Here is a 21582-nt window from a genome sequence, read left to right on the forward strand (position 1 = left end):
TGCGTTCAATCTTTTCTATCACACTGCATCATTTATGCACGCGGCGCACGCGGCATGGCTGACGAACGAGAGCCTGAACGGTGGCCGTCCGATCAGGGGTTGGGCGGTGAAGGTGATCCGGATACGTTGACCTCGCAGGAAGGCTTCTTCCTTCATGTTGGTGTTTGGGTGGGCGCGTACGTAGGAGGCTTCCTGTGTTTCTCCCCTTGTGGCGGTTTCGACGCTCGATGGCACCCCATGCCCGGGCGTTGACGGGGGGCGTCATTTTGGTTGTTCTGGCCGCCGTCATGCAGGTGGTGCTGCCGTGGCCCTTGAAAGTGATCGTTGACGACGTTCTCAAGACCTCGGAAGCCTCCGATAAGAATGGCCTGCTGCGGGCGTTCGGTGCGGACGGGTTGGACCGCCTGCAGCTGCTGAGCGTGGCCCTCGCGAGTTTGCTCGTCTTCACGCTGGTCAATGCCGGTGCAAGGTATCTGGGGTCCCGGCTGCTCAATGGCGTCGGGGAGAGGATGACGGCGAGCATCCGAGTTGACGTGTTCGCCCACCTTCAACGTTTGTCCTTGTCTTTCCACGACAAGCAACGCCTGGGCGATTTGGTCACGCGAACGACCACGGACATTGACTACTTGCGCGCCATGATCATTTCGATCATGGCGGTCCTTGTGCCCAACGTCCTCATCCTGGGTTTCATCGCGACGATCTGTCTGGTCGTGGACCCCACCTTCGCTCTGATTGCGTTGGCCGTCGCGCCCCTCTTGTTTGCCATGGTGGTGATCTATCGACCGCGCGTCAAGGCGGCTTCCCGGGCGGCTCGAAGCAAGGACAGTGACATCGCATCGGCAATGGCGGAGACGTTCTCCTCGGTCCGGGTGATGCAATCCTCAACCAGCGAAGGGCGCCATGAGGCCGACTTCCGGGATCGGAATGGCGCCCGGATGAATGCCGGCCTGCGGCTGGTCAGGCTCCAGTCGGCGCTCTCTCCGCTGGTGGATGTCATAGTCGTCCTCGGCACGGTGCTCGTTCTGTGGTTTGGGGTGAGGCGGGTGCTGGATGGCACGATGACGCTGGGCCTGCTGCTGGTGTTCCTGGCCTATTTGAAGGCTCTCTACGACCCCATGAAGGAATTGGCCAAACTCACCACGGTCATCAGCCGGGGTCAGGTGAGTGCAGAACGCCTCCTGGAAATCCTCAGTACCGCCCCCGAAATCATCGACCGCCCGGGTGCCCGGCCGTCCCCGGCGCTCACAGGCGCGGTAGAGCTGCGGGGGGTGAGTTTCGGCTACGCCGGCTCTGAGGTGCTGCACTCGATCAATCTCCGGGTAGAGCCTGGCCGGATGGTCGCGATCGCCGGCCCGACCGGGGCCGGGAAATCCACACTCGTCAGCCTGATTCCGCGTCTGTACGACGTGACCCAGGGGGCGGTACTGCTTGACGGCACGGACATCCGTGACCTGCAACTCGCGACGGTTCGCACGCAGATCTCGATGGTCTTGCAGGACTCGATCCTGTTCCGCGGCACCATCTACGACAACATCGCCTACGGTTCGGATCACCCCACCCGCGAGCAGGTTTTCGCGGCCGCGGAGGCCGCCCACGTTGACGAATTCGTCCGAGCCCTGCCTCTCGGCTATGACACTCCGGTGGCCGAGCGCGGGGTCAGCCTATCCGGCGGTCAGCGCCAACGCATTGCGATCGCCCGCGCGCTGGTGCGCGACACACCGATCGTGATCCTCGACGAGCCGACTTCAGGCCTCGACGCAATCTCCGAGCAATACGTCATGCGCGGCCTGGACCGGCTGATGATCGGCCGGAGCGTGATTGTGATCGCCCACCGGCTGTCCACGCTCCGTCGCGCCGACGTCATCTATGTGATCGACCATGGTCGGATCGTCGAGACGGGCAAGCATGCCGATTTGATCGCGGCCGGTGGCCTCTACAGCCGGCTCGACGGGCTGCAGGATATCCCGGCCAACCGGGCCAACCCCAAACATGTCGCACCGAAGCCGATTCCGGCTGGAGGCCTGCTGTGACCCGCTCCGGGACGATCATGCTGGCCCGCGTCAAGACGTCCGGCGCCCTGCCGTGGCGCATCGGCCGAGACGGAAATCCGGAGGTATTACTCGTCCACCGGCGCAACCAGGACGACTGGTCCATTCCCAAGGGCAAAGCCGAACCCGGCGAATCGGACGCGGACTGTGCTCTGCGGGAAGTTCGTGAAGAGACCGGGTTCGACTGCCGCCCCGGTGCCGAATTGCCCCACGTCGTCTACCTGGACCGGACGCGCCGGGTCAAGACCGTTCGCTATTGGGCCGTGACCGTGGATGCCGGTGTCTTCGCCGCCAACGACGAGGTCGACGATGCTCGCTGGCTGGCGCTCCCGCTCGCCCTGCGCACACTGACGCAGGCCCGGGAACGGCCCGTCGTCCTGGCCCTGGGCGCCCTGGTGGCGAAGGAATTGGGCGTCTGCCCGGTACCGGCAAAAGAGAGGATGCTGCTGCTGGTGCGCGGCGCTGCGGCGCTGCCTCGGGAGCAATGGGAGCACTCCGAAAACGATCGACCCCTCGCCTCCGAAGGAAGATCAATGGCCCGTTCCCTGGTAGATCTGGGATCGTTCTTCGAAATTGACCGGATTCTTTCCGCACCTGCCGCACGGTGCATGGAGACCGTCGAACCTCTGGCGCGGAGCGAAACGCTCAGCGTGGAAGCCTCCGCTGACCTGTCCGACGGCCGCATCGGGAAGGCCATGCGGCTCATCGAGGACGCACGTGGCACCGGGACCGTTCTCTGCACACACGAGGACGTCGTGTCCGGGGTCCTGACCGAGCTCGCCAAACATGACCGGACTGCTGTGGAGCCACATCCTGGTCGGCGCCGCGGCTCCGTCTGGGCTCTCACCGGCGACCATGCCCGCTACACCTCCGCGTACTACCTCCCCCTGCCGGAATTGGGCTCTGCTGCAGCATCCGACGACGTCATGTCCCCGCTCGGCCGGTTGCGATTGGAGGCGCTGACGTGACTGCTGAGGAAGAGGACCGAGCCGTGGCACACGTGATTGATCGACTCACGGAGAAATTCCCGGACATGCCGCGGTCAACCGTTGAACGGGCGGTATACGAGAGGCGTGCGGCTCTCGCCGGGAATCCGGTTCGCGCCTACATCCCTGTGCTCATTGAGCGCGGAGCGAGGGAGTTGCTGCGAGAATCCCCGCGCTCGGGTCCTTCTGTCTGAGTTGCGGAGAATGTGCCTTCGATTTGAGTTTTAAGGTGCTTTGTCCGCAACTCAACTTGTCCGCGAGGGGAGGACAGCGGGGTGATGTACGAGAATCCGGTGCTGTTGTTCTTGGTCATCGACAGCACAAGCTCCATGTGCGGCTCCAGCGCGGTGACCTTGTCGAGCGGGGAACCGATGATGAGCTGGAAGCCCAGCCCCTTCCAGGCTGCGACGGCCCGGCCGGCGAACTCCGAGTCCGACTTCACGAAGCCCTCGTCGAGGAAGACGGGCGCGAAACGCGGCCGGGTGCGGCTTTCATCGCCGAGCTGGAAGCGCAGCGCCGCACCCACGACGAAAGCCACGAGTTCCTGCGACTCCCCGCCGCTCTTGCCGCCGAGGGACGAGTAGGTGCTGGCCTCCACCCCCTCCGGCGTGGTGCGCACCGCGGTGATTTCCACGTGCTTGCGCACGTCGAGAAGAAGATCGCGCTGCGACTCCTGCCTGGAACCGCTCTCGGGCCGGCGAATCAGGCCCATGAAGGCCTGCAACCGTATGAAGCGGCTCTCGGTCTCGCCCTCGGTGAGGTCCTGGGCGGCCCCGGAGGACAGGGCCTTGAGCTCCGTACGGAACGACGTGGCGTCGTCGCGGTGGAGTCGGCGCAGCGCGATCTTCAGGCGATCGCGCCCGGCCCCGAACGGCAGGGTGGCAAGGATCTCGTTGATCGGCCGGAGCCGATCCTCGATCTCCTCGATGGAGGTGGTGAAGGCTCCCATCAGGGGAACGAGGTCCTGGCCGCTCCAGAGCGAAAGCCGCCGCTTCCACTCCTGCCGTCGCTCGTGCAGGCCCAGCGTGTAAACGGCGTCGAGGATATCCCGGTAGCTCGTGTACGAGTCCAAGGAGACGCCGATGTTCGGGTCCGGCCAGCGACCCTGGAAGGTCTCGAAGATACGAACCAGGGAGTCACGGGCGCTCGCGGCGTTGTCGCGGTCCTGGGCGAACTGCTCGGTGAGCCGCTCGCGAAGACGCTTGACCGCGCCCTCGAACGCGGCGAGGTCATCCTGGTCGCCGACGAACGCGAACTGCGCTTCCAGGTGGGCCGAGTGCTCCTTTGACAAGGTCACGGACTGGTCCCGGTCGATGCGATCGAGAGTGCCGCTGACGGCATCCTGGCGGTCCACGATCAATTCCTGTTCGTCGCGCAGGCCCTGTGCGTCGAGATCGGTGACGTGCCTGCGTTTCTGGGCTCGCTCCAGCTCGGCGGACAGCCGAATTTCCTCGTCCTTCAGCCCACGCAGCACGTCGCTGTTGGCCAGCAGGCGCTCCTGCTCGGCCTCCTTATCGCGGATCCTGGCTTCCGCACCATCCACATCGATGGTCGGCCAGGCGATGTCGATGACGTACTGGTGGGCGACCTTCCGTGCGCGAAGGTCGGCGATGCGGTTCCCCAGGGTGGATGCCTCCACCGACGACGCGTCGGCGGTCGCCTTCAGCCGGGCCAGCTCCTCGGTGATCTCCTCCAGGCGAGCTCGGCTGGAAAAACCGATGATCGACTTCTGGTCGCTGTTCCAGCCGTGGGCACCGCGCTTGCCGTTGCGGGTCTGCCCGCTCGGCGTGACCCTGGGCCCGTCCCCCACCAGCTCGGCGGGGGTGGCCACGCACTGCGCATCCAGGTTCGACGCCTGCACGCGATCCTGCACCCAACGGCTGAAGGGCGAGTCCTTGTAGACGAGCTTTCCGGAAACGAACCGGGCGTCGCCCACCATCTCCTGGTGCGCGTGCAGGGCGACCCCTTCGAAGTGGATGCGCACCGGGATGTGGAGCGGGTCGATGGCCTGGCTCAGCGACGCGAGCCGGGTCTCGTCGACGAGCATGACCCGAACGACGGATGCCAGCGTCACCTCGGCCGCCTGGCGCCACTGTTCCTCGCCCTGGGCGATCTCGATGAGCTCCGCCACGAACGGCACCTCTTCGGCCGGGATCCCCGCCGCCTCCGCGATCATCAGGCGCGCGTTGTGCAGGTGCTGGGGAACCAGGCTCGCGCGCCCGGTCAGGAACGCGTGTTCCGCCTTGAGGGTGCGGATGCTCTCTTCGACCGGGTACGACCTGCGGTGCAGCGTCGCACGCTCCGCCTCCAGGCCGGCCTCCGCTCGGGGGAACCCGGCCAGGAACGCTTCGGCCGCGCCCTGCGCGGCTCCGAATTCCTCCGGCGAGCCGATCGATGCGGACAGGGGCCGGATGCGTTCGTCGAACTTCGCCCGGACGCCCGCCACGTCGTTGCGTTTGTTGCTGAGCTGGCCGAGTTCGTTCTGCAGGCGCACGAGCACCTCGCCGCCGTTCTCCCTCTGCCGGTCCTGGAGGTCGGCGACCCGCGTCTTCAACTCGCTCTCGGCATCCCGCGCCTCCGTCGACTCCGCCTGGTTGCCACGGCGCTGCTCCCGATTGGCGTCGGCGGCCCCCTCGAGCAGGCGCCGTTCCGCCTGGAGCTGCCACAGGCCGAAGGGCGTGTCCCCGGAGCGGTGCACCCCGAAGGTGTCGATCAGGTCGGCCTTCTCGGTCGCCGTCTCGTAGTCGCGGTGCAGGTCGGGCAGCCGCTCGAGCACCCTGGCCTTCTGCGCCTCGGTGACCATGGCCCCATAGGAGCGTTCCAGGTCCTCGAAGTGGTCGACGGCCTTGTCGGCGGCTGCGAAGGTGGCGGGTTCCTCCAGCACCATCGACTTGTAGAGACCGTCCACGGTCTTGACCTGCTGTCCGGCCTGGATCCGTGCGAGCAGGCGCAGGGCCTTGCCGCCCTCGCCGTTGGCTCCGATGCCGAGCCGCGTGTAGAGGGTCTGGGCGAACGCCGCATAGGTGTCGAAGACATCCAGGTCGGGGAACCGGGCCTTCAGCGCCCGCTTGTCGAACCGGGACTCGGTGGCCTCGGCCAGGTCGCGAAGGTCGAGGTAGCCGTCCCTGGTGGCCATCTTCATGGTGATATCGGCGAATTTGCTGCCGCCACGAGGCACGAAGTAGGCCCGCAGCACGGTGAAGCGACGCTGGTTGTCGTCGACGAACGTCATCGACACCGCGCCCCAGGTAGACGCGTTCACGCCGCGCAGCACCTGGTCCCGCATCTGGCCCGTTCCGGCTTCCCGGTTGGAGTCGGTCTTGCCCTTGAGGTAGGTCATCAGGTTGCGCTGGTCGACGCTGCGCGCGCGCCCGGATCCGGCGTCGTTGGATGCTCCGTTGAAGGGGGTGTCGGAGGGCATCATCAGCGCCAGGTAGGCGTCGAGGAGGCTGCTTTTCCCGGTGCCGGATGCGCCGGAGACCAGGGTGGACGAGGGCGCGAAGACGACCTCGTGGTGCCCCTGGAAGCCACCCCAGTTGACCATCTGGAACGACTCGGCCTTCCACTGGGTGGTGCCTTCGGTGAGGCCATCGGCGTAGAAAAGCGGGGAATCGGTCATGGTCATGAGATGGCCTCCAGTCGGGGCTCGGCGGTCTCGTCGGTCTCTTCTAATTCGGCGTCGTCGTCGTTCTGGGTGACCAGCCATTCCAGCAGCTCGTTCAGCCGGTCGACGGGCAGCAGCACCTCGATCACGGCGGAGATGCGGAACCGGTCGGGGTCGCTCGTCTTCAGCAGGACCCGGGCCTTGGCGAGGCTGTCGACGGCCGCGGTGGCCTTGCGGGCGTCTCCCCAGCGGTCGGTGGCGTGCTCCGGGCGGAAATGTGCCACGTTGTCGACCAGGTTGTCGCGGTCGACAATGACGATGTCGTGGCCGTTGGCGCGCTCGCTGCGGAACCGCTGGCGCAGCAGCACGAGCAGGATCGTCTCCTCCCGGGTGTACGAGACATCGTGCAGGAGGGTGGGGAACCGGTCGCCGCCCTCCGCGACCGCCTGCCGCTTGAACGCCACCTCGTAATGAAGGTCTACATGCAGGTCGAGGAATACGTCGTTCAGGCGCGACTTGAGCAGGCTCTGGGAGGCCAGCAGGGTGCGCCATTCCGCCGGCTGGAGGGCCGCGGAGATGTACCGGTGCTTGAGCAGCAGCACCAGGGTTCGGCGCTGCTCCACGGTAAGCCCGCCCTCGTCGCCCTCGAACAGCGAGAAGCTCTGCGACGAGTCGTCCGGCGTCGCATTCTCCTCGTTTGCGCGCTCATCGTCGGCGTGCTCGGCGGTCCACTCGTCGGTCAATTCAGGCGTCATGATCGGGTCCATAGTTCAGGGCGGCCAGTGCCGCGGTTTCGTGCTCGGTCAACATGATTCGTGGCACCTCGAAGCTGCGGATGGAGCCATCCGGTCTCACGGTTTCGAACCGTTCGAGTGTTTGCGCGCGGCTGACCGCGTCGATCTGGGTGGCGATCTGCAACATCCCGAGGATCTCGACCGGACGGCGGAGGTTCGCATCCAGGTCGTTGAACGCATCGCCGACGGATGCGGCATCCCCGTCGGTGAAGGCCGTCACGATGGCGTCGCGCAGCTCCTCCAGCAGCGGGCCGCCCTGTTTGCGCATGTCGTCGAGGCTCGGCGGCTCGGGCGCGTCGTCGGAAACGTCCTCGAGGTCCGGCGGCGGCAGGTGCGCGGCCGGGTCGTAGAACCGTTCCCGGAGGTGCTCGACCTCGAGTGTTCCCGGCATGAGTTCGGCCGTCACGGCCGAACGCGGGCCGGCGGTCTGCATCCAGGTCGCGAGCTCCTTGTTGATCTCGCGCAGCAGGCGTTCGAGTTCGCGGTCCTTGACCACATCGTGGTTGACGATGTGCTCGCGCAGGGTCTCGCTCAGCCCGTTCCGCTGGGTCAGCACGTCGTCGATGCCCTTGCGGATCAGGCGCACGGTGCCCATGAGACCGCGTCGCTCGTTGGCCGTGAGCTCGAGGGCGAACGGGTGCAGCAGGATCGTCTCGAGATCGCTTTTGAGTTCCTGCAGCAGCGCGTCGTTGCGCAGCAGGGTGAAGGCTCCCTCGAAGGCGCGACCCTCCGGAGTCGCAGACATGAGCGCATCCGTCTTGGAGAGGTACTCGTCGAGAACCTCGCTGATCGGGCGTTCCTCGCCGCGGAAGTCGTTCACGATCTGCCGGTGCATGGCGGCAACCGACTCTTCGACGCGTTTGAAGTCGCTCGGCAGCTGGTTGATCAGATCGACGAGGTTCGCGTAGCCCTCGAGCATCGCCTCGTTCGACACCGGGGCGATCTCGCCGCCGCCCTCGAGGCGATCGCGCTCGCTCGTCTTCTCGGCGATCTCGAGGTCGAGACGACGGATGCGTTCCTCGCGGTCAGGGTTGGCCTGCGTCGCGCGGTGGCGAACAGTGTCGACGATCGTGGTGAGGCGGCTCTCGCTGATGAGCGCGCGGTCCCGGGACAGGCTCTCGACCAGGAGCAGCGCTTCCAGCGCGTGCGAGGTGAGCGAATAGTGTTCCTCGTCGCCCTCCCCCGTCTCCCGGTAGAGCCACTGGTCGTTCATCCACTGCACGCAGAGGGCCCGGCCGTTCTTGCCCGGCGGGACATCGCTGCCGACCGTGCGCAGGTCGGCCAGGTAGGCGTCAACCTGGGTGTGCAGCAGGTCGGCCTGCACACTGCGCCGGTCGCGGCTGAACGAGGACTTGAACACGGCGAGCACAAACGGCGCCCACTTGCGGTCCAGCAGGCGCAGCGTGGGTCTGTCGAAGGCTTCGCGCACCCGCGCCAGTTCGCCCGCGATTTCACTCATTGATGGAAGTCCTCTCTCGGGCCTCCTCAACCGTAGTCGCCGCTGCGCGGCGATCGTCACCCTACGATCGCTTGAGCTCGCCTGGCTGTCCGTCACGCTCGGACGCCGACGACACCGAATGGCGCTCACCGCGCTTCGGCGGCACGTACGTGCAGGTGTCGCCCGAGCAGAGTTCCGGCTTCGTCTTGCTGAACAGCCGTTGGAATTCGCAACCGACGCAGATCCCGAAGGCGCTCTCGATGAACAGCAGGACCAGGCACACGCTGCAGAGCGCCAGCGTGATCTCCCCGCTGAGGCCCAGGAAACCCATCGCGGCGCACGAGACGAACGCCATCACGAGGCCGAATGTCCAGGCGAGCTTCTTCTGCTCGGCACCGACCCATTCGGGGCGTTGACGCCGAACGATGAGCGAACCGATGATCAGGCTCGGGGTGAACCGGGTGCCGACGAACAAGCGCATCATCATGTCGAGCATGAATGTCATGCCGAACATGCGCAGGAGTTGGAAGTCCCCGGTCAGCGCCGCGGTCATGAACCCGATGGTCCCGAACAGGAACAGCAGCCCGGCGGACGCGCGCACGGCGCGTTCGTTGATGACGGGAATGGTGATGCCGTCGACGAACTCCCCGATGACGGGGGCCTCGTCCGCACGTTCCGCGGAACTCGTCATTCGGCTGCACCGCACATGGGAGTTCTCCTTCGTTGACTGCCTCGAACAGGATGAACTATACCCCAGGGGGTATTTGTCTGCCTGTGATCCCGGCGCCCGAAACCTACGGGAGTGCCGCCGCCGGATCCGGGGCCTTCGCCTGTGCGGCTCGGACGCCCTGGCCGGCGCTCGGGTAGAAGAGCCGCACCAGGGCGAAGCCGAGCAGTCCCCCGGCCAGCTGCGCGGCGATGTAGCCCGGCGCTGCGGACGGGGCGATGCCGGCGAAGGTGTCGGAGAATATCCGGCCGATGGTGATCGCCGGGTTCGCGAAGCTGGTGGAACTCGTGAAGAAGTAGGCGGCGCCGATGTAGGCGCCGACCGCGGCCGGCGCGAGGTGACCCCGGCCCGATCGGACGAGTGAGAAGATCACGAGCACGAGGCCCGCGGTAGCCACGACCTCCGCCAGCAGATGCGGGGCCGAGAGGCGCTCGGTCGCGCTGATGCTCGCAGCCGGAAGCCCGAACATCAGGTTCGCGACGACCGCTCCGGTGATGCAGCCGACGATCTGTGCCGGCACGTAGGCCGCCACGTCGCGCCAGGACCGGTGCCCGAGCGCCGCGTCGACGAGAGAGACGACCGGGTTCAAGTGGGCGCCACTGACCGGCGCGAAGATCAGAATGATCGCGAACAGTCCCAGCGCCGTGGCGAGGGCGTTCTGGAGCAGCTGCAATCCCACGTCGCTCGGGGAAAGCTGCTGCGCCGCGATGCCGGAACCCACGACGAGGGCGGCCAGCAGCAGGCTCCCCAGAAACTCGGCAGAAACTCGCCGGGCGAATTCGCTCATGCTGTGACGAGCACGGTCGCGACGGAGTCAAGTGCCCCGGGGACCAGGGCGTAATAGGCCCAGGTGCCGCGCTTGGACCTGCTGAGGAAACCCGCCTCCATGAGCACCTTGAGGTGGTGAGAGATCGTGGGCTGGCTGAGGCCGACGGGCTCGGTCAGGTCGCACACGCACGCCTGCTGGCCTTCGGAAGCCGCAACGATCGACAACAACCGCAACCTCGCGGGATCGGCCAGGGCCTTCAGGAGACGGGCGAGGTCCACCGCCTGCTCCGCGTCAAGGGGCTGCCGGGTCAGCGGAGCCCGGCAGACCTCGGTCTCATCCAGCGGAAGCAAGGTGGGAGTGGACATGTGCCCAGCATAAGTCAACATTGACATCTGTCGATATTGTGGGGCAGGATTCATTCATCGACAACAATCAATATAGAAGGACGGCATCGACATGACACTCATCGACCTGACGTCTCCTGCAGCCCGAAACCTTCACCTTGGCACGTTGCCCGTGGCGATCATCGGCGCGGGACCGATCGGGCTCGCCGCCGCCGCACAATTGCACGAGCGCGGCATCGACTTCATCGTCTACGAGGCCGGCGAGAGCATCGCCACCAGCATGGCCGCCTGGGGGCACACCCGGCTGTTCTCCCCCTGGAAGCATCTCGTCGATCCCGCGGCCCGGCGACTCCTGCTCGCCGCCGGCTGGACCGAGCCCGACGAGTCCTCACTTCCGACCGGGAGCGAGCTGATCGCCCACTACCTCGAGCCGTTGGCCGCCCTGGACGCCATCGCGTCCCGCATCCGCACCGGTAAGACCGTCACAGCGGTCAGCCGTGAAGGGATGGACCGCACCCGCACCGCCGGCCGCGGATCCCGCGCATTCATCCTGCGCCTTGCCGGAGCCGACGGGGAGATCACGGATGTCCGCGCGGCCGCCGTCATCGACGCCTCCGGGACGTACCTGAACCCCAACAGCCTGGGCTCGAACGGCCTCGACCCGCTGGGATTTGGAGGCGTCGCCGACCTCGTCAGCCACGCCCTGCCCGACGTCCTCGGCGCCGAACGTCACCGTTTCGCCGGCAAGCACACGGCCGTCGTCGGAGCGGGACTCTCCGCGGCCAACACCCTGATCAACCTGGCGCAGCTTGCGCGGGATGAACCGGGCACGACCGTGACCTGGATCATTCGCAACACGGCAGCCGTACGCGTCCTGGGCTCGGCCGACGATGAGCTTCAGGCTCGCGCGTCGATCGGGGCTTCCGTCAGCCGCCTCGCCCAATCCGGCGCGATCAGCCAGGTGGACGGATTCGAAATCGTCGGACTGGAGCGAGACGGCGACGGCGTCGACATCGTCGGCAACCGCCGCGGAGGCCTGGAACGCGTCCGCGCGGATGTCATCGTGAATGCGACCGGGTTCCGGCCCAACCTCGACATGCTGCGCGAGATCCGTCTCTCCCTCGATGAGATCGTGGAAGCCCCCGCTGCCCTCGCTCCGCTGATCGACCCAAACCTGCACAGCTGCGGCACCGTGTCGCCGCACGGGGTGGCCGAGCTGACCCAGCCCGAGCGGGATTTCTTCATCGTCGGCATGAAGAGCTACGGACGCGCGCCCACGTTCCTCCTCGCGACCGGCTACGAGCAGGTGCGCTCGATCGCGGACGAACTCGCGGGCAACCGTGACGCTGCCCGACAGGTGCAGCTCATTCTCCCGGCCACCGGCGCCTGCTCCACCGGCGGTGGTGGCGCGTCGAACTGCTGCTGATGCACCGCAGGGTGCGGCGGCACTCGCCCGATTAGACTCACGCTCATGGCCATTCCGACTCGCGACGCCGCTGCAGGCATCGCCCGGAGCCTGAAGGTGCTGACGGATCCGACCAGGGTGCAACTGCTCGGGATGGTCGTCGACAGTCCCGGCGGCCGTGCCCTCGTCGGACAGCTCGCCACTGCGCTGGGGCTGAGCCAGCCGACCGTGAGCCACCACATGCGGGTCATGGTCGAAGAGGGTCTCCTCGAGCGCGAGCAGGACGGCCGCGTCGCCTGGTACTCCGTCACGCCGGGCCGACAGGCGGACGTGACCGAGGTGCTGCGCGCGCGCCGGGGTGCGCCACCGATTCCGCTGGCACCGGCGGTGCTGGAGCGCATCACCGAGGACCTCGCGATGCGATTCCGCGGCGTGTTCTCCGTGGAGACAATCGACCGCTATGTCAGGGAAAGCTACGCGCTCCTGGCCGAGCGAGCCCGAATCACCCGCTACCTGCCGTCCCTCACCAGCCGGTTCGCCGGTGAACGGCTCAGCGCCCTGGCGACCGTCGAAAACCTGGTCACCGACGAGACGCCCGAGGTGCTCTTCGTCTGCGTGCAGAACGCCGGACGGTCCCAAATGGCCTCCGCGATCCTTCGGTCGCTCGCCGGGGACCGAGTGCGCGTCAGGACCGCAGGGTCCGAGCCCGCCGAGCTCGTGAATCCGCTCGTGATCAACGTGCTCGACGAGGTCGGCATCCCGATCGCCGGCGAGTACCCCAAACCGCTGACCGACGAAGTCGTGCGCGCCGCCGACTACGTGATCACGATGGGCTGCGGCGACGCCTGCCCCGTCTACCCCGGCCGCCGCTACCTCGACTGGGATCTCGCCGACCCGGTCGGCCTGCCCCTCGACGGCGTGCGCGCGGTTCGCGACGACATCACCCGGCGAGTGCGTGACCTGCTGACCGAGATTGAGATGTCGGCCGCCAGGGTGAACGGCAGCTGAATTTCCGTCTGAACTCTTCACAACCCATAGATGGCCGTCTATGCTTTAGTCAAGCCGCCACGAGCAAAGGAAACGCCATGCCTGACAAGCCCACCGTACTTTTCGTCTGCGTCCACAACGCAGGCCGTTCGCAGATGGCCGCCGGCTACCTGGCCGCCCTGTCCCACGGCCGCGTTGAGGTTCTCTCCGCGGGCTCCGCCCCCAAAGACCAGATCAACCCGGTTGCGATCGAGGCCATGGCCGAAGAGGGCATCGACATCGCCGGTAACGTGCCCAAGGTGCTCACCACGGACGCCGTGAAGGAATCCGATGTGGTGATCACCATGGGCTGCGGCGACGTCTGCCCGATCTTCCCCGGCAAGCGTTACGAGGACTGGGAACTCGACGACCCGGCCGGCCAGGGCATCGAGTCGGTCCGCCCGATCCGTGACGAGATCAAGGTTCGGATCGAGAAGCTGCTCGCCGAAATCCTTCCCGCCGCGGCGGACTCCCGGGCCTGAAGCACACCGGAGATTGGCAGGTCCACGCCTTGCGTTGCATCGACAACCGTCGATATGGTGGAAGGGCAGCCGCCACGAACACCCGGTCTCTGAAGACGGCGCTAAAGGAACGGTTGACTCATGACTAACATCCAGATCTTCGAACCAGGCCTCTGCTGCGGCACGGGCATCTGCGGCGTGGACGTCGACCAGCAACTCATCACCTTCTCGGCTGACATGGACTGGGTACGCACCGAAGGTGGCAACGTCGCACGGTTCAACCTCGCCCAGGAGCCGCTGGCTTTCGCCGAAAACGACACCGCCCGCACCTTCCTGCACACGGCCGGTGAGGAAGGCCTCCCCGTCGTGCTCGTCAACGGCGCCACCGTGCTGACCGGCCGGTACCCGACCCGCGCCGAGCTGGCCCGCTGGGCCGGCCTTGCCGTTGCCCCGGTCCCCGAGGCACGACTGCTGCCCATGGCCACCGCCACGGCCACCGCCGCGGAACAAGGCGACTCCGCGTGCTGCGGCGGAACCAGCTGCTGCTAAAACGATAGAAATGACTGCTCTGAAGTTCCTCGACGCCGCCCCGCGCTTCCTCTTCTTCACCGGCAAGGGCGGGGTCGGCAAGACCTCCGTCGCCTGCGCGACGGCCGTGCGTCTGGCCGATGCCGGGGCATCCGTTCTGCTCGTCAGCACCGACCCGGCCTCCAACGTGGGCCAGGCCTTCGGCGTCACCATCGGCAACACCGTCACCCCGATCGACTCCGTGCCGGGTCTGTCCGCCCTGGAAATCGATCCGGAGCAGGCCGTGGAGCAGTACCGGGAACGCATCGTCGGACCGGTGCGCGGCGTGCTCCCGGCCGCGGCCGTCGCCTCGATCGAGGAACAGCTCTCCGGCGCCTGCACCACCGAAATCGCCTCCTTCAACGAGTTCACCGACCTCCTCACGGATGCCGCCTGGACCGCCGCCTACGACCACATCATCTTCGACACGGCACCGACCGGCCACACGATCCGGCTGCTGCGGCTGCCGGGATCCTGGACGGACTTCCTCAACGAAGGCAAGGGTGACCCCTCCTGCCTGGGCCCGCTCTCCGGGCTGGAAAAGCAGCGGGCGATCTACGCCGAAGCCGTCTCCGCCCTCGCCGACCCGGCGCGCACCCGGCTGGTCCTGGTCGCCCGGGCCCAGCAGTCCACGCTGCAGGAGGCAGCCCGAACCCACACGGAACTGGCCGCGATCGGCATGACCAACCAATACCTGGTGGTCAACGGCATCCTTCCCGCCGACGTCGCGGGGACCGACCCCCTGGCGACGTCCATCCGCGGCCGCGAACGCCTCGCCCTCGCGGACATGTCCGAGGCCTTGAAAGCGCTGCGGACGGACCACATCGATCTGAAGAGCAACAACATGGTGGGCCTGCCCGCGCTGCGGAGCCTGCTCCAGCCCGGGAACTCCCCCACCGACCCCGCGGATGCCTCGCTGGTCACGCCGGACGCGCCGCTGTCGGCCCTCGTGGACGACATCGCCGCCGCAGGCCACGGCCTGATCATGCTGATGGGCAAGGGCGGAGTCGGCAAGACCACCATGGCGGCAGCCATCGCCGTCGCGCTGGCCGAACGCGGACTCCCGGTGCACCTGACGACGACGGACCCCGCTGCGCACCTGGCCGACACCCTCCACGGCGGCGCGGACAACCTCGAAGTCTCCCGCATCGATCCCGCCGTAGAGATCCAGCGCTACACCGACTCGGTCATGCGCAGCAAGGGCGCCCACCTCGACGAGCAGGGCCTGGCCATGCTGGCGGAAGACCTCCGCTCCCCCTGCACCGAAGAGATCGCCGTGTTCCAGGCGTTCTCCCGCGTCATCCGGGAGGCGAAGAGTAAATTCGTGGTGATGGACACGGCACCGACCGGCCACACCCTGCTCCTCCTCGACGCGACCGGCTCCTACGACCGGGAGGTCAAGCGCCAGGTCGGCAGCACCATGCACGTCACCACCCCGATGATGAAGCTGCAGGACCCGGAGCAGACGAAGGTACTGCTCGTCACCCTCGCCGAGACCACCCCGGTGCTCGAGGCAGCCGAGCTGCAGGAAGACCTGCGCCGCGCCGGCATCACGCCGTGGGCCTGGATCATCAACAACTCGATCGCGGCGGCGGCGCCGGACTCCCCCTTCCTCCGGGCGCGGGCCGCGAACGAGCTGGCGGAGATCGACCAGGTGCAGAGTCGCTTCGCGGACAGGCTGGCCGTTGTTCCCCTGCTTTCGGCCGAGCCGGTCGGCATCCCGGCCCTGCGCGCCCTGCAGGACGGCCGCCCGGTCGAGGTGGCCGCAGACGCCCAGGCCTGACCGGACCGGTCAGGCCCTCACTTCGGCCAGCAGCGCATCGATCTGGCCCAGCGCCTCCCGCATGCCTTCCTCCATGCCCATGGCCGACATCTTCTCGAGCTGCTCCACGCTCTCGAACGTGGTGACGGCGGTCATCCGGGTGCCAACCTCGGATGCTTCCAGCGTCACGACACCGTGGGTGGCGCCCAGGTCGCCGACGGGCTCACCGTTTTCGTCGGCGAAACCGTCGTCGAACTCCAGCCGGTGCGGCGGCTGGATCGACGTGATCACCCACCAGCCGCGGGCCTTCTCGCCATCGGGGCCGGTCATGTAGTAGTTCGACCGGCCACCCTGCACGAAGTCGTGCCGGTCGAAGGTGGCCGGCCACGTGGGCGGGCCCCACCACCGCTCGAGCTGGCGGGGATCCTCCCACACCTGCCACACCCGTTCCACGCTCGCGTCGAACTCGGCCACGAACGTGAGGGTCAGCGCCTCCGGGTCTTTGTGTGAACTGACGACAGTCATGAACTCTCTCCTTTACTCGTTTTCCTTTTCTCGGTCTTCTTCTCGGTCTTCTTCTCGGTCTTCGGACAGGATGCTGCTGATGTTCTGCACGCGATACCGCCAGAGTTCCTCGTAGCGCTGAAGCAGGCGGGTGGCCCGGCGGACGGTTTCGAGGTTTCCGTGCACGATCTGCTCCCTCCCCCGGCGTTCCTTGACGACCAGGGCCGCCCGCTCGAGCACCGCCACGTGCTTCTGGACCGCCGCGAAACTCATGGCATAGCCTGCGGCGAGCGTCGACACCGACTGCTCCTGCTGGACGACACGCACCACGATGTCCCGGCGCGTCGCATCGGCGAGCGCATGAAAGATGCGGTCCGCTTCGTCGTCCACTACGCTTTCTACAACCATTTGGTTGTACTTTAGCTTTCCTGACGTGGTGCCGCAAGGGGTTCGGACGCCGGCAGGCTCGGTCGGTCAGCCGGCGATTGCGAGGCCAAGCCCGAGGCCGATCATTCCCACTGCGATGCAGATGTCCAGAGCGCGCCATGCCGCCGGACGAGCGAAGATCGGCCGGAGCAGGCGGGCGCCGAAGCCGAGGGCGAAGAACCAGACGAGGCTCGCGATCATGGCGCCGGCCGCCCACCACCAGCGCAGGTCAGGACCCTGCTGGTTGGCGATCGATCCCGCGAAGATCAGGGTGTCGAGGTACACGTGCGGGTTGAGCCAGGTGAAAGCCAGTGCGGTCACCACCGCTGCGCGGAGACGAACGGGGCGCTCGACGGTCAGCGTCGCGCCGTGCTGAGTCCCGGTAGCGACCGCGCCGGGAATCGGCGCCACGGCACCCTCGTCGACGCGCAGCGCACCGGGATGCACCGCGCGACGAGCGGCCAGCACTCCGTAGCCGATAAGGAACGCGGCGCCGACAAAGCGCAGCACGATGAGCGCCACGGGAAAGCGCTCGACCACGGAACCGATGCCGAGCACCCCGGCGGCGATGAGCGCGATGTCGGATGCGGCGCAGATAGCGACGACGGCGAGGATCTCCCGGCCCCGGCCGGCGATGCCGAGCCGCAGAACAAACGCGTTCTGGGCCCCGATGGCGACGATGAGGGCGAGCCCGGTTCCGAGGCCCATCAACAAGGGCGCAATCACGTTCTGCATTCCTCGACCCTACGCAGCCGGCTGACGACAGAACAGCTAATGTTTCTTATTCACCGTTAGGAGAGCTAATGCCGTCGTATTCCCTCGAGCATCTGCGGACCCTCGTGGCGGTCCTTGACGAGGGCACGTTCGACGCCGCCGCTGTGCGCCTGCACGTCACCGCCTCTGCAGTATCCCAGCGCATCAAGGCGATGGAGGAGGCGACCGGGCAGCTGCTCGTGCAACGCACGAATCCCGCCCGGGCCACCGCCGCGGGCGAAAGCGTGGCGCGCTACGCACGTGAAGTGGATCTCCTCGGCAAAGACCTTCGCCGGGAGCTGGGCGAGGACGGCCAGGAACAGGCGACGTACTCGATCGCCGTCGCCGTCAATGCGGACTCACTCGCGACCTGGTTCCTGCCCGCCCTCGCAACCGCCCACGAGCGCTTCGGCGCCATCTTCGACGTGCACCGTGACGATGAGGAGTACACCGTCTCCCTCCTTCGCTCCGGCACCGTCATGGCCGCCGTGACAGCGGCGGAACAGGCCGTGCAGGGATGCACGTCGAGTCTGCTCGGGTTCATGCGTTACAAGGCCGTCGCCTCCCCCGCCTTCCTCTCACGCTGGAACCCCCGCGGCGACCTCGCCGACCTCGACCGCATCCCGGTCGTCGACTTCGACCGGAAGGACGAGCTGCAGCGCGATTTAGTGCGCACGGCAACCGGCCGCGAGCCGTCCGGACCTCGGCACCTCATCCCGACCTCCGCCGACTTCGCCCGCTCGATTGTGCTTGGACTCGGCTGGGGCCTTCTGCCCGAGCAGCAGGCCGACGCCCACCTCCGCGCCGGCGCCCTCGTGGAACTCGCGCCGAAGCATCCGGTCGACGTTCGGCTCTACTGGCAGCGGTGGAACCTCGCCTCTCCCCTGCTCGACGGCCTCACGCACGTCGTGCGGGAAGCTGCTGCGGCACAGCTCAGACGGTCTTAGTCCGACGCACAGCGCACCTGGCGGTGAGGCCTCCACAGATCAGTGGTGACTGTGTAGTCAGTGCATGCTCGTCAACGTTCGCGACATCGATCCAGCCCGGAAACGAAGCGCGTCATCGCGTACGCGTTCTTCGGCCTGGCCGCCTACGTGATTGTCGATGCCGGCTTGTCGATCTTTGGCCTTCGCGAAGCGGAGCACAGCCCGGTCGGGATCGCGCTGGCTGCCGTCAGTCTCGCCGTCATGCCGGTGCTGAGCTGGCTGGAGCGCCGCACCGGCCGTGAGCTGGGGTCGGCGTCGGCCGTGGCGGACTCGAAGCAGACCCTGATGTGCAGCTATCTGTCCGCAGCGCTCCTCGGTGGACTGCTGCTCAACTCTCAGCTGGGGTGGGCGTGGGCGGATTCGATCGCTGCCCTGGTGATTGCCGGGTTCGCCATCCGGGAGGGACTGGAAGCCTGGAAGGGTGACACCGGCTCGGTGCCGATCAGTGTCCTCACGGGCGAACGGGCCTTCGACGCGGATTGACGCGTCGGCGGCGTCGTTGCCGGATTCGGCTCAATCGAAGAGCTCGCTGAGCCAGTTCTCTTTCTTGCGCTTTCGCCCGTCCGAGTAACCGCCGTGGGACTGGCCGTGTGCGTCGTCAGTGCGGCCGCGTGACCAGCCGTCGTTCGCCGGGTAGCCGGCTGGAGGCTGGGCGGATGCCTGCGGCACGGCAGCGATCGAAGATCGCTCGATGATCTTGTCGAGTTCGCCACGGTCCAACCACACACCCCGGCACTGGGGGCAGTAGTCAATTTCGATCCCCGAGCGGTCTGTCATGACCAGGAGGGTGTCATCGGTGGGGCATTTCATTGGCAATCCAATCCAGGAGAAGGACGATCCCATCCATGGAAAAAACCTATTGCCTCAAGCTGGCAACCGGCCCGTGGCGGACGCACAATACACCGCGGCGCCGAGGTCAGCGCGGGTGACCAGACCCCGCTACCATGACCGGTGTCGGCGGCGGAAGGGGCTGATCAGGATGCCTGGTGAGAGCGAACGGACCCCGCGACTTCAGCCGCGATGGTTCATCGTGCTCTTCTGGAAGGTGCACCGGGCCCTCGTCCGGTTCACCGGCGGGCGTCGCGGCCTGTGGCCCGCTCAGGCCGAGCGTTGGGGCGCACTGCGATTGACCACAATCGGGCGCCGCAGCGGTCAGGAGCGGTCGGTGATCGTCGGCTATTTCGAGGACGGCCCGAACCTGGTGACCATGGCGATGAACGGCTGGGGCGAAGGAGAACCCGCGTGGTGGCTGAACCTGCAGGCGCACCCGCAGGCCCGGGTGCAGCTCACCGACGGGCCCCGTGAGGTCGTCGCCCACGCCGCGACCGGAGCGGAGCGTGCCCGGCTCTGGGACCTCTGGCGGTCACTCGACAAGGATCTCGACGGCTACGCCCGCCGCCGATCGACGGAGACGGCCGTGGTGGTTTTCGAACCCAGAATCTCAGGACCCGAAACCTAACGACCGTCCCACCACTCGAGCACACGCGTGCCGTAGAACGTGAGCCACTTCGACGCCTCGCCGGCCGGTACATCGACCTCGAACCACACCCGCCCGGGGTGGCGGCGCTCCTGCAGCCAGGTGCCGTCGGGTCGGCGGGCGGCGCGGATCACTTCGATGGCGTCGGCGAGCCGCGGATCGGGGGCCGTCCCGTCGTGCAGCGCCGCCGCCCGGAAGTAGTCCGCCGCGTTCAGCACACTGTAGAACCAGCGGAACGGGTACACGAACCGCGTCGCCCATGACGCAACGGGCTCGCCGGTGGACAGCCGGCGCAGCAGACGACGCTGAAGCAGGTATTCCTCACCGGCTCGTCGGGCAGCGCGCTGCGCGTCGCTGCCTCCGGTCGCAGCCTCGTAGTACAGGAGGCCCTTCAGCGAGTTGAGCGTGGAGTGGAAGGACGACCGGGTCGAGCCCTCGACCCACTCGCAGTTCCAGCCGCCTTCGGCCATCTGGTGGTCGAGGAACCACTGGGCGATGCCGGAGACATCCGCCCCGAGCCAGACGCCGTTGGCGAGCGTGAACGCGTTGATGCAGCAGTCGACCTCGCCGCCCCAATACGGCAGGTTCTCGTATTCCCAGCGGCTGTTCGCGGCGAGCAGGTCGGCCGTGCCGGCCAGGACGGCGGCATCCAGGCCCCAGTCGCGGAGCGCGTTGAGCGACCACGTCGTCGCGGTATACGGCTGTCCCGCGTCATCGGCCGCCTCCGGGCCCTCGGAGTCGAAGTCCTTCGGGAAGTACGCCCCGCCCGCCCACTGCCCGTCCGGGTCCTGCAGCGCGAGCAGCCGCGCTCCGAACCCCTCGGTCGCGATTCGGGCCCGGGTCGCGCCCCACACGTCGGGTGGCGCGCCGGCGAGGTCGCGCTCGACCCGCCAGCTCAGCGCCGGGTCGGCGTCGAGCATCCAGTCGAGCAGGGCGGGGTCGAGGCTCATGGCCGACAGGCTACCGCGCTGCGACGAACCCGTTGCGGCAACGCACGGGCCTGGGCTCAGGCGGCGCGATCAGGCGCCGATCAGCACCAACACGTGGTAAATGACGTAGACCGGCCAGACGGCCGCCTGGAGCAGCCCGAGGATGACGCCCCAGAATGATCCGCTTGACATCGAGATGAAGTAGATGGCGGCTCCGATGTATGCCAACAAGAAGACGAAGCCCCATGGTCCCTCTCGCACGATCACCCGTGCCCGGCTGTCCGTACCCATCCGATCCTCCGTTTCCACGAGGCCTTCCTGACTACTCCGTCGGCATCAAGATAGCCGCAGTGCCCGCAAAGCGACAACCCGCGCCTCGGACAGCTCCCGGCCAAGGAAGTGCGCGGTGAAGTCAACGCCCGAGGCGACGGCCAACGGCCCGGGTGCCTGTCCGAGGGCGAACCGGATGCTCCGGCACCAGTCCGGGGCGTTGTTCGGGCGCGTCTTCGTCGCACAGCACCGCGGCCAGCCGGATGATATACGATTCAGAAAACGACAAAAGAACTGCGCGTTGGA

21 protein-coding genes and 2 pseudogenes are annotated in these 21582 nt (G+C 67.1%); 11 read left to right on the top strand and 12 right to left on the bottom strand.

Annotation, left to right across the window (positions count from 1 at the left end; all coding sequences use genetic code 11):
- The first annotated feature begins 227 nt into the window (after positions 1–227).
- From E3T54_RS12335 to E3T54_RS17740, 3 genes and pseudogenes are all read left to right on the top strand, one after another.
- Positions 228–2030, top strand: coding sequence for an ABC transporter ATP-binding protein (locus E3T54_RS12335; RefSeq protein ID WP_206751263.1), 1803 nt, complete (start codon positions 228–230; stop codon positions 2028–2030).
- Positions 2027–3016 (top strand): NUDIX domain-containing protein, encoded by a 990-nt coding sequence (locus E3T54_RS12340; RefSeq protein ID WP_134475949.1) that lies wholly within the window; start codon positions 2027–2029, stop codon positions 3014–3016. The genes E3T54_RS12335 and E3T54_RS12340 overlap by 4 nt, the downstream gene beginning before the upstream one ends.
- 65 nt (positions 3017–3081) lie before the next feature.
- Positions 3082–3135, top strand: a pseudogene (locus tag E3T54_RS17740) (hypothetical protein); the annotation flags it as partial.
- Between the two features lie 17 nt (positions 3136–3152).
- Here E3T54_RS17740 and E3T54_RS12345 read toward each other — a convergent pair.
- The 6 genes from E3T54_RS12345 to E3T54_RS12370 all read right to left on the bottom strand — a co-directional run bounded on the left by E3T54_RS12345 (position 3153) and on the right by E3T54_RS12370 (position 10731).
- On the bottom strand, positions 3153–6659 hold the full coding sequence (locus tag E3T54_RS12345) for an ATP-binding protein (protein ID WP_166804915.1): 3507 nt from the start codon (positions 6657–6659) through the stop codon (positions 3153–3155).
- Complete coding sequence (locus tag E3T54_RS12350) at positions 6656–7393, bottom strand: DUF4194 domain-containing protein (protein WP_166804916.1); 738 nt, start codon at positions 7391–7393, stop codon at positions 6656–6658. Before E3T54_RS12350 ends, E3T54_RS12345 begins: the two co-directional genes overlap by 4 nt.
- The gene (locus E3T54_RS12355) at positions 7383–8891 is read right to left on the bottom strand and encodes a DUF3375 domain-containing protein (RefSeq protein ID WP_134475952.1); all 1509 of its coding nucleotides are present in this window, start codon (positions 8889–8891) and stop codon (positions 7383–7385) included. Before E3T54_RS12355 ends, E3T54_RS12350 begins: the two co-directional genes overlap by 11 nt.
- Positions 8892–8952: 61 nt before the next feature.
- Entirely contained in the window at positions 8953–9561 is a 609-nt protein-coding gene (locus E3T54_RS12360) for a DUF4395 domain-containing protein (protein ID WP_092324490.1), read from the bottom strand.
- A 103-nt stretch (positions 9562–9664) separates the two neighbouring features.
- Positions 9665–10384 (bottom strand): MIP/aquaporin family protein, encoded by a 720-nt coding sequence (locus E3T54_RS12365; protein ID WP_134475953.1) that lies wholly within the window; start codon positions 10382–10384, stop codon positions 9665–9667.
- On the bottom strand, positions 10381–10731 hold the full coding sequence (locus tag E3T54_RS12370; RefSeq protein ID WP_134475954.1) for a metalloregulator ArsR/SmtB family transcription factor: 351 nt from the start codon (positions 10729–10731) through the stop codon (positions 10381–10383). The genes E3T54_RS12365 and E3T54_RS12370 overlap by 4 nt, the downstream gene beginning before the upstream one ends.
- A 91-nt stretch (positions 10732–10822) precedes the next feature.
- Here E3T54_RS12370 and E3T54_RS12375 point away from each other — a divergent pair, with 91 nt between their 5' ends.
- The 5 genes from E3T54_RS12375 to arsA all read left to right on the top strand — a co-directional run bounded on the left by E3T54_RS12375 (position 10823) and on the right by arsA (position 15952).
- Positions 10823–12136, top strand: coding sequence for an FAD-dependent oxidoreductase (locus tag E3T54_RS12375; RefSeq protein WP_134475955.1), 1314 nt, complete (start codon positions 10823–10825; stop codon positions 12134–12136).
- A 45-nt stretch (positions 12137–12181) separates the two neighbouring features.
- Positions 12182–13123 (top strand): metalloregulator ArsR/SmtB family transcription factor, encoded by a 942-nt coding sequence (locus tag E3T54_RS12380; protein WP_134475956.1) that lies wholly within the window; start codon positions 12182–12184, stop codon positions 13121–13123.
- A gap of 77 nt (positions 13124–13200) precedes the next feature.
- The gene (locus E3T54_RS12385) at positions 13201–13623 is read left to right on the top strand and encodes an arsenate reductase ArsC (RefSeq protein ID WP_134475957.1); all 423 of its coding nucleotides are present in this window, start codon (positions 13201–13203) and stop codon (positions 13621–13623) included.
- Between the two features lie 120 nt (positions 13624–13743).
- Complete coding sequence (gene arsD, locus E3T54_RS12390) at positions 13744–14151, top strand: arsenite efflux transporter metallochaperone ArsD (protein WP_134475958.1); 408 nt, start codon at positions 13744–13746, stop codon at positions 14149–14151.
- Positions 14152–14170: 19 nt separating this feature from the next.
- Positions 14171–15952 carry an arsenical pump-driving ATPase gene (gene arsA, locus E3T54_RS12395; RefSeq protein WP_174844420.1) on the top strand — a complete coding sequence of 594 codons (1782 nt, stop codon included), beginning with the start codon at positions 14171–14173 and terminating at the stop codon, positions 15950–15952.
- Positions 15953–15961: 9 nt separating this feature from the next.
- On the opposite strand, the gene E3T54_RS12400 is transcribed toward arsA, so the two are convergent.
- The 3 genes from E3T54_RS12400 to E3T54_RS12410 all read right to left on the bottom strand — a co-directional run bounded on the left by E3T54_RS12400 (position 15962) and on the right by E3T54_RS12410 (position 17596).
- Complete coding sequence (locus E3T54_RS12400; protein WP_134475960.1) at positions 15962–16456, bottom strand: SRPBCC domain-containing protein; 495 nt, start codon at positions 16454–16456, stop codon at positions 15962–15964.
- Between the two features lie 12 nt (positions 16457–16468).
- Positions 16469–16843 (bottom strand): helix-turn-helix transcriptional regulator, encoded by a 375-nt coding sequence (locus E3T54_RS12405; RefSeq protein WP_134475961.1) that lies wholly within the window; start codon positions 16841–16843, stop codon positions 16469–16471.
- 66 nt (positions 16844–16909) lie between these two features.
- A complete protein-coding gene (locus tag E3T54_RS12410) occupies positions 16910–17596 on the bottom strand; it encodes a LysE/ArgO family amino acid transporter (RefSeq protein WP_134475962.1) in 687 nt (228 codons plus the stop codon).
- Positions 17597–17664: 68 nt separating this feature from the next.
- On the opposite strand from E3T54_RS12410, the gene E3T54_RS12415 reads away from it, so the two are divergent.
- Both E3T54_RS12415 and E3T54_RS12420 read left to right on the top strand, forming a co-directional pair.
- Positions 17665–18561, top strand: a complete 897-nt coding sequence (locus tag E3T54_RS12415; RefSeq protein ID WP_134475963.1) for a LysR family transcriptional regulator ArgP — start codon at positions 17665–17667, stop codon at positions 18559–18561.
- A 108-nt stretch (positions 18562–18669) separates the two neighbouring features.
- A pseudogene (locus E3T54_RS12420) lies at positions 18670–19083 on the top strand (cation transporter); the annotation flags it as partial.
- Between the two features lie 30 nt (positions 19084–19113).
- On the opposite strand, the gene E3T54_RS12425 reads toward E3T54_RS12420, so the two are convergent.
- Complete coding sequence (locus tag E3T54_RS12425; protein WP_092324473.1) at positions 19114–19410, bottom strand: zf-TFIIB domain-containing protein; 297 nt, start codon at positions 19408–19410, stop codon at positions 19114–19116.
- A 169-nt stretch (positions 19411–19579) separates the two neighbouring features.
- Here E3T54_RS12425 and E3T54_RS12430 point away from each other — a divergent pair, with 169 nt between their 5' ends.
- Positions 19580–20059, top strand: a complete 480-nt coding sequence (locus E3T54_RS12430) for a nitroreductase/quinone reductase family protein (protein ID WP_134475965.1) — start codon at positions 19580–19582, stop codon at positions 20057–20059.
- Here E3T54_RS12430 and E3T54_RS12435 read toward each other — a convergent pair.
- Positions 20056–21027 carry a squalene cyclase gene (locus tag E3T54_RS12435; protein WP_134475966.1) on the bottom strand — a complete coding sequence of 324 codons (972 nt, stop codon included), beginning with the start codon at positions 21025–21027 and terminating at the stop codon, positions 20056–20058. The genes E3T54_RS12430 and E3T54_RS12435 overlap by 4 nt on opposite strands.
- Before the next feature lie 69 nt (positions 21028–21096).
- Positions 21097–21297, bottom strand: coding sequence for a hypothetical protein (locus E3T54_RS12440; RefSeq protein ID WP_092324521.1), 201 nt, complete (start codon positions 21295–21297; stop codon positions 21097–21099).
- Positions 21298–21582: the final 285 nt, after the last annotated feature.

This window comes from Cryobacterium sp. Sr8 (assembly GCF_004403225.1).
Taxonomy (GTDB): domain Bacteria; phylum Actinomycetota; class Actinomycetes; order Actinomycetales; family Microbacteriaceae; genus Cryobacterium; species Cryobacterium psychrotolerans.

Excerpts from the sequence above, each read along its gene's own strand:
- E3T54_RS12335 (WP_206751263.1), top strand. The coding sequence starts at position 228 with ATGGCACCCCATGCCCGGGCGTTGACGGGGGGCGTCATTTTGGTTGTT.
- E3T54_RS12345 (WP_166804915.1), bottom strand. The coding sequence starts at position 6,659 with ATGACCATGACCGATTCCCCGCTTTTCTACGCCGATGGCCTCACCGAA.
- E3T54_RS12350 (WP_166804916.1), bottom strand. The coding sequence starts at position 7,393 with ATGACGCCTGAATTGACCGACGAGTGGACCGCCGAGCACGCCGACGAT.
- E3T54_RS12355 (WP_134475952.1), bottom strand. The coding sequence starts at position 8,891 with ATGAGTGAAATCGCGGGCGAACTGGCGCGGGTGCGCGAAGCCTTCGAC.
- E3T54_RS12360 (WP_092324490.1), bottom strand. The coding sequence starts at position 9,561 with ATGACGAGTTCCGCGGAACGTGCGGACGAGGCCCCCGTCATCGGGGAG.
- E3T54_RS12365 (WP_134475953.1), bottom strand. The coding sequence starts at position 10,384 with ATGAGCGAATTCGCCCGGCGAGTTTCTGCCGAGTTTCTGGGGAGCCTG.
- E3T54_RS12370 (WP_134475954.1), bottom strand. The coding sequence starts at position 10,731 with ATGTCCACTCCCACCTTGCTTCCGCTGGATGAGACCGAGGTCTGCCGG.
- E3T54_RS12375 (WP_134475955.1), top strand. The coding sequence starts at position 10,823 with ATGACACTCATCGACCTGACGTCTCCTGCAGCCCGAAACCTTCACCTT.
- E3T54_RS12380 (WP_134475956.1), top strand. The coding sequence starts at position 12,182 with ATGGCCATTCCGACTCGCGACGCCGCTGCAGGCATCGCCCGGAGCCTG.
- E3T54_RS12385 (WP_134475957.1), top strand. The coding sequence starts at position 13,201 with ATGCCTGACAAGCCCACCGTACTTTTCGTCTGCGTCCACAACGCAGGC.
- arsD (WP_134475958.1), top strand. The coding sequence starts at position 13,744 with ATGACTAACATCCAGATCTTCGAACCAGGCCTCTGCTGCGGCACGGGC.
- E3T54_RS12400 (WP_134475960.1), bottom strand. The coding sequence starts at position 16,456 with ATGACTGTCGTCAGTTCACACAAAGACCCGGAGGCGCTGACCCTCACG.
- E3T54_RS12405 (WP_134475961.1), bottom strand. The coding sequence starts at position 16,843 with ATGGTTGTAGAAAGCGTAGTGGACGACGAAGCGGACCGCATCTTTCAT.
- E3T54_RS12410 (WP_134475962.1), bottom strand. The coding sequence starts at position 17,596 with ATGCAGAACGTGATTGCGCCCTTGTTGATGGGCCTCGGAACCGGGCTC.
- E3T54_RS12415 (WP_134475963.1), top strand. The coding sequence starts at position 17,665 with ATGCCGTCGTATTCCCTCGAGCATCTGCGGACCCTCGTGGCGGTCCTT.
- E3T54_RS12425 (WP_092324473.1), bottom strand. The coding sequence starts at position 19,410 with ATGAAATGCCCCACCGATGACACCCTCCTGGTCATGACAGACCGCTCG.
- E3T54_RS12430 (WP_134475965.1), top strand. The coding sequence starts at position 19,580 with ATGCCTGGTGAGAGCGAACGGACCCCGCGACTTCAGCCGCGATGGTTC.
- E3T54_RS12435 (WP_134475966.1), bottom strand. The coding sequence starts at position 21,027 with ATGAGCCTCGACCCCGCCCTGCTCGACTGGATGCTCGACGCCGACCCG.
- E3T54_RS12440 (WP_092324521.1), bottom strand. The coding sequence starts at position 21,297 with ATGGGTACGGACAGCCGGGCACGGGTGATCGTGCGAGAGGGACCATGG.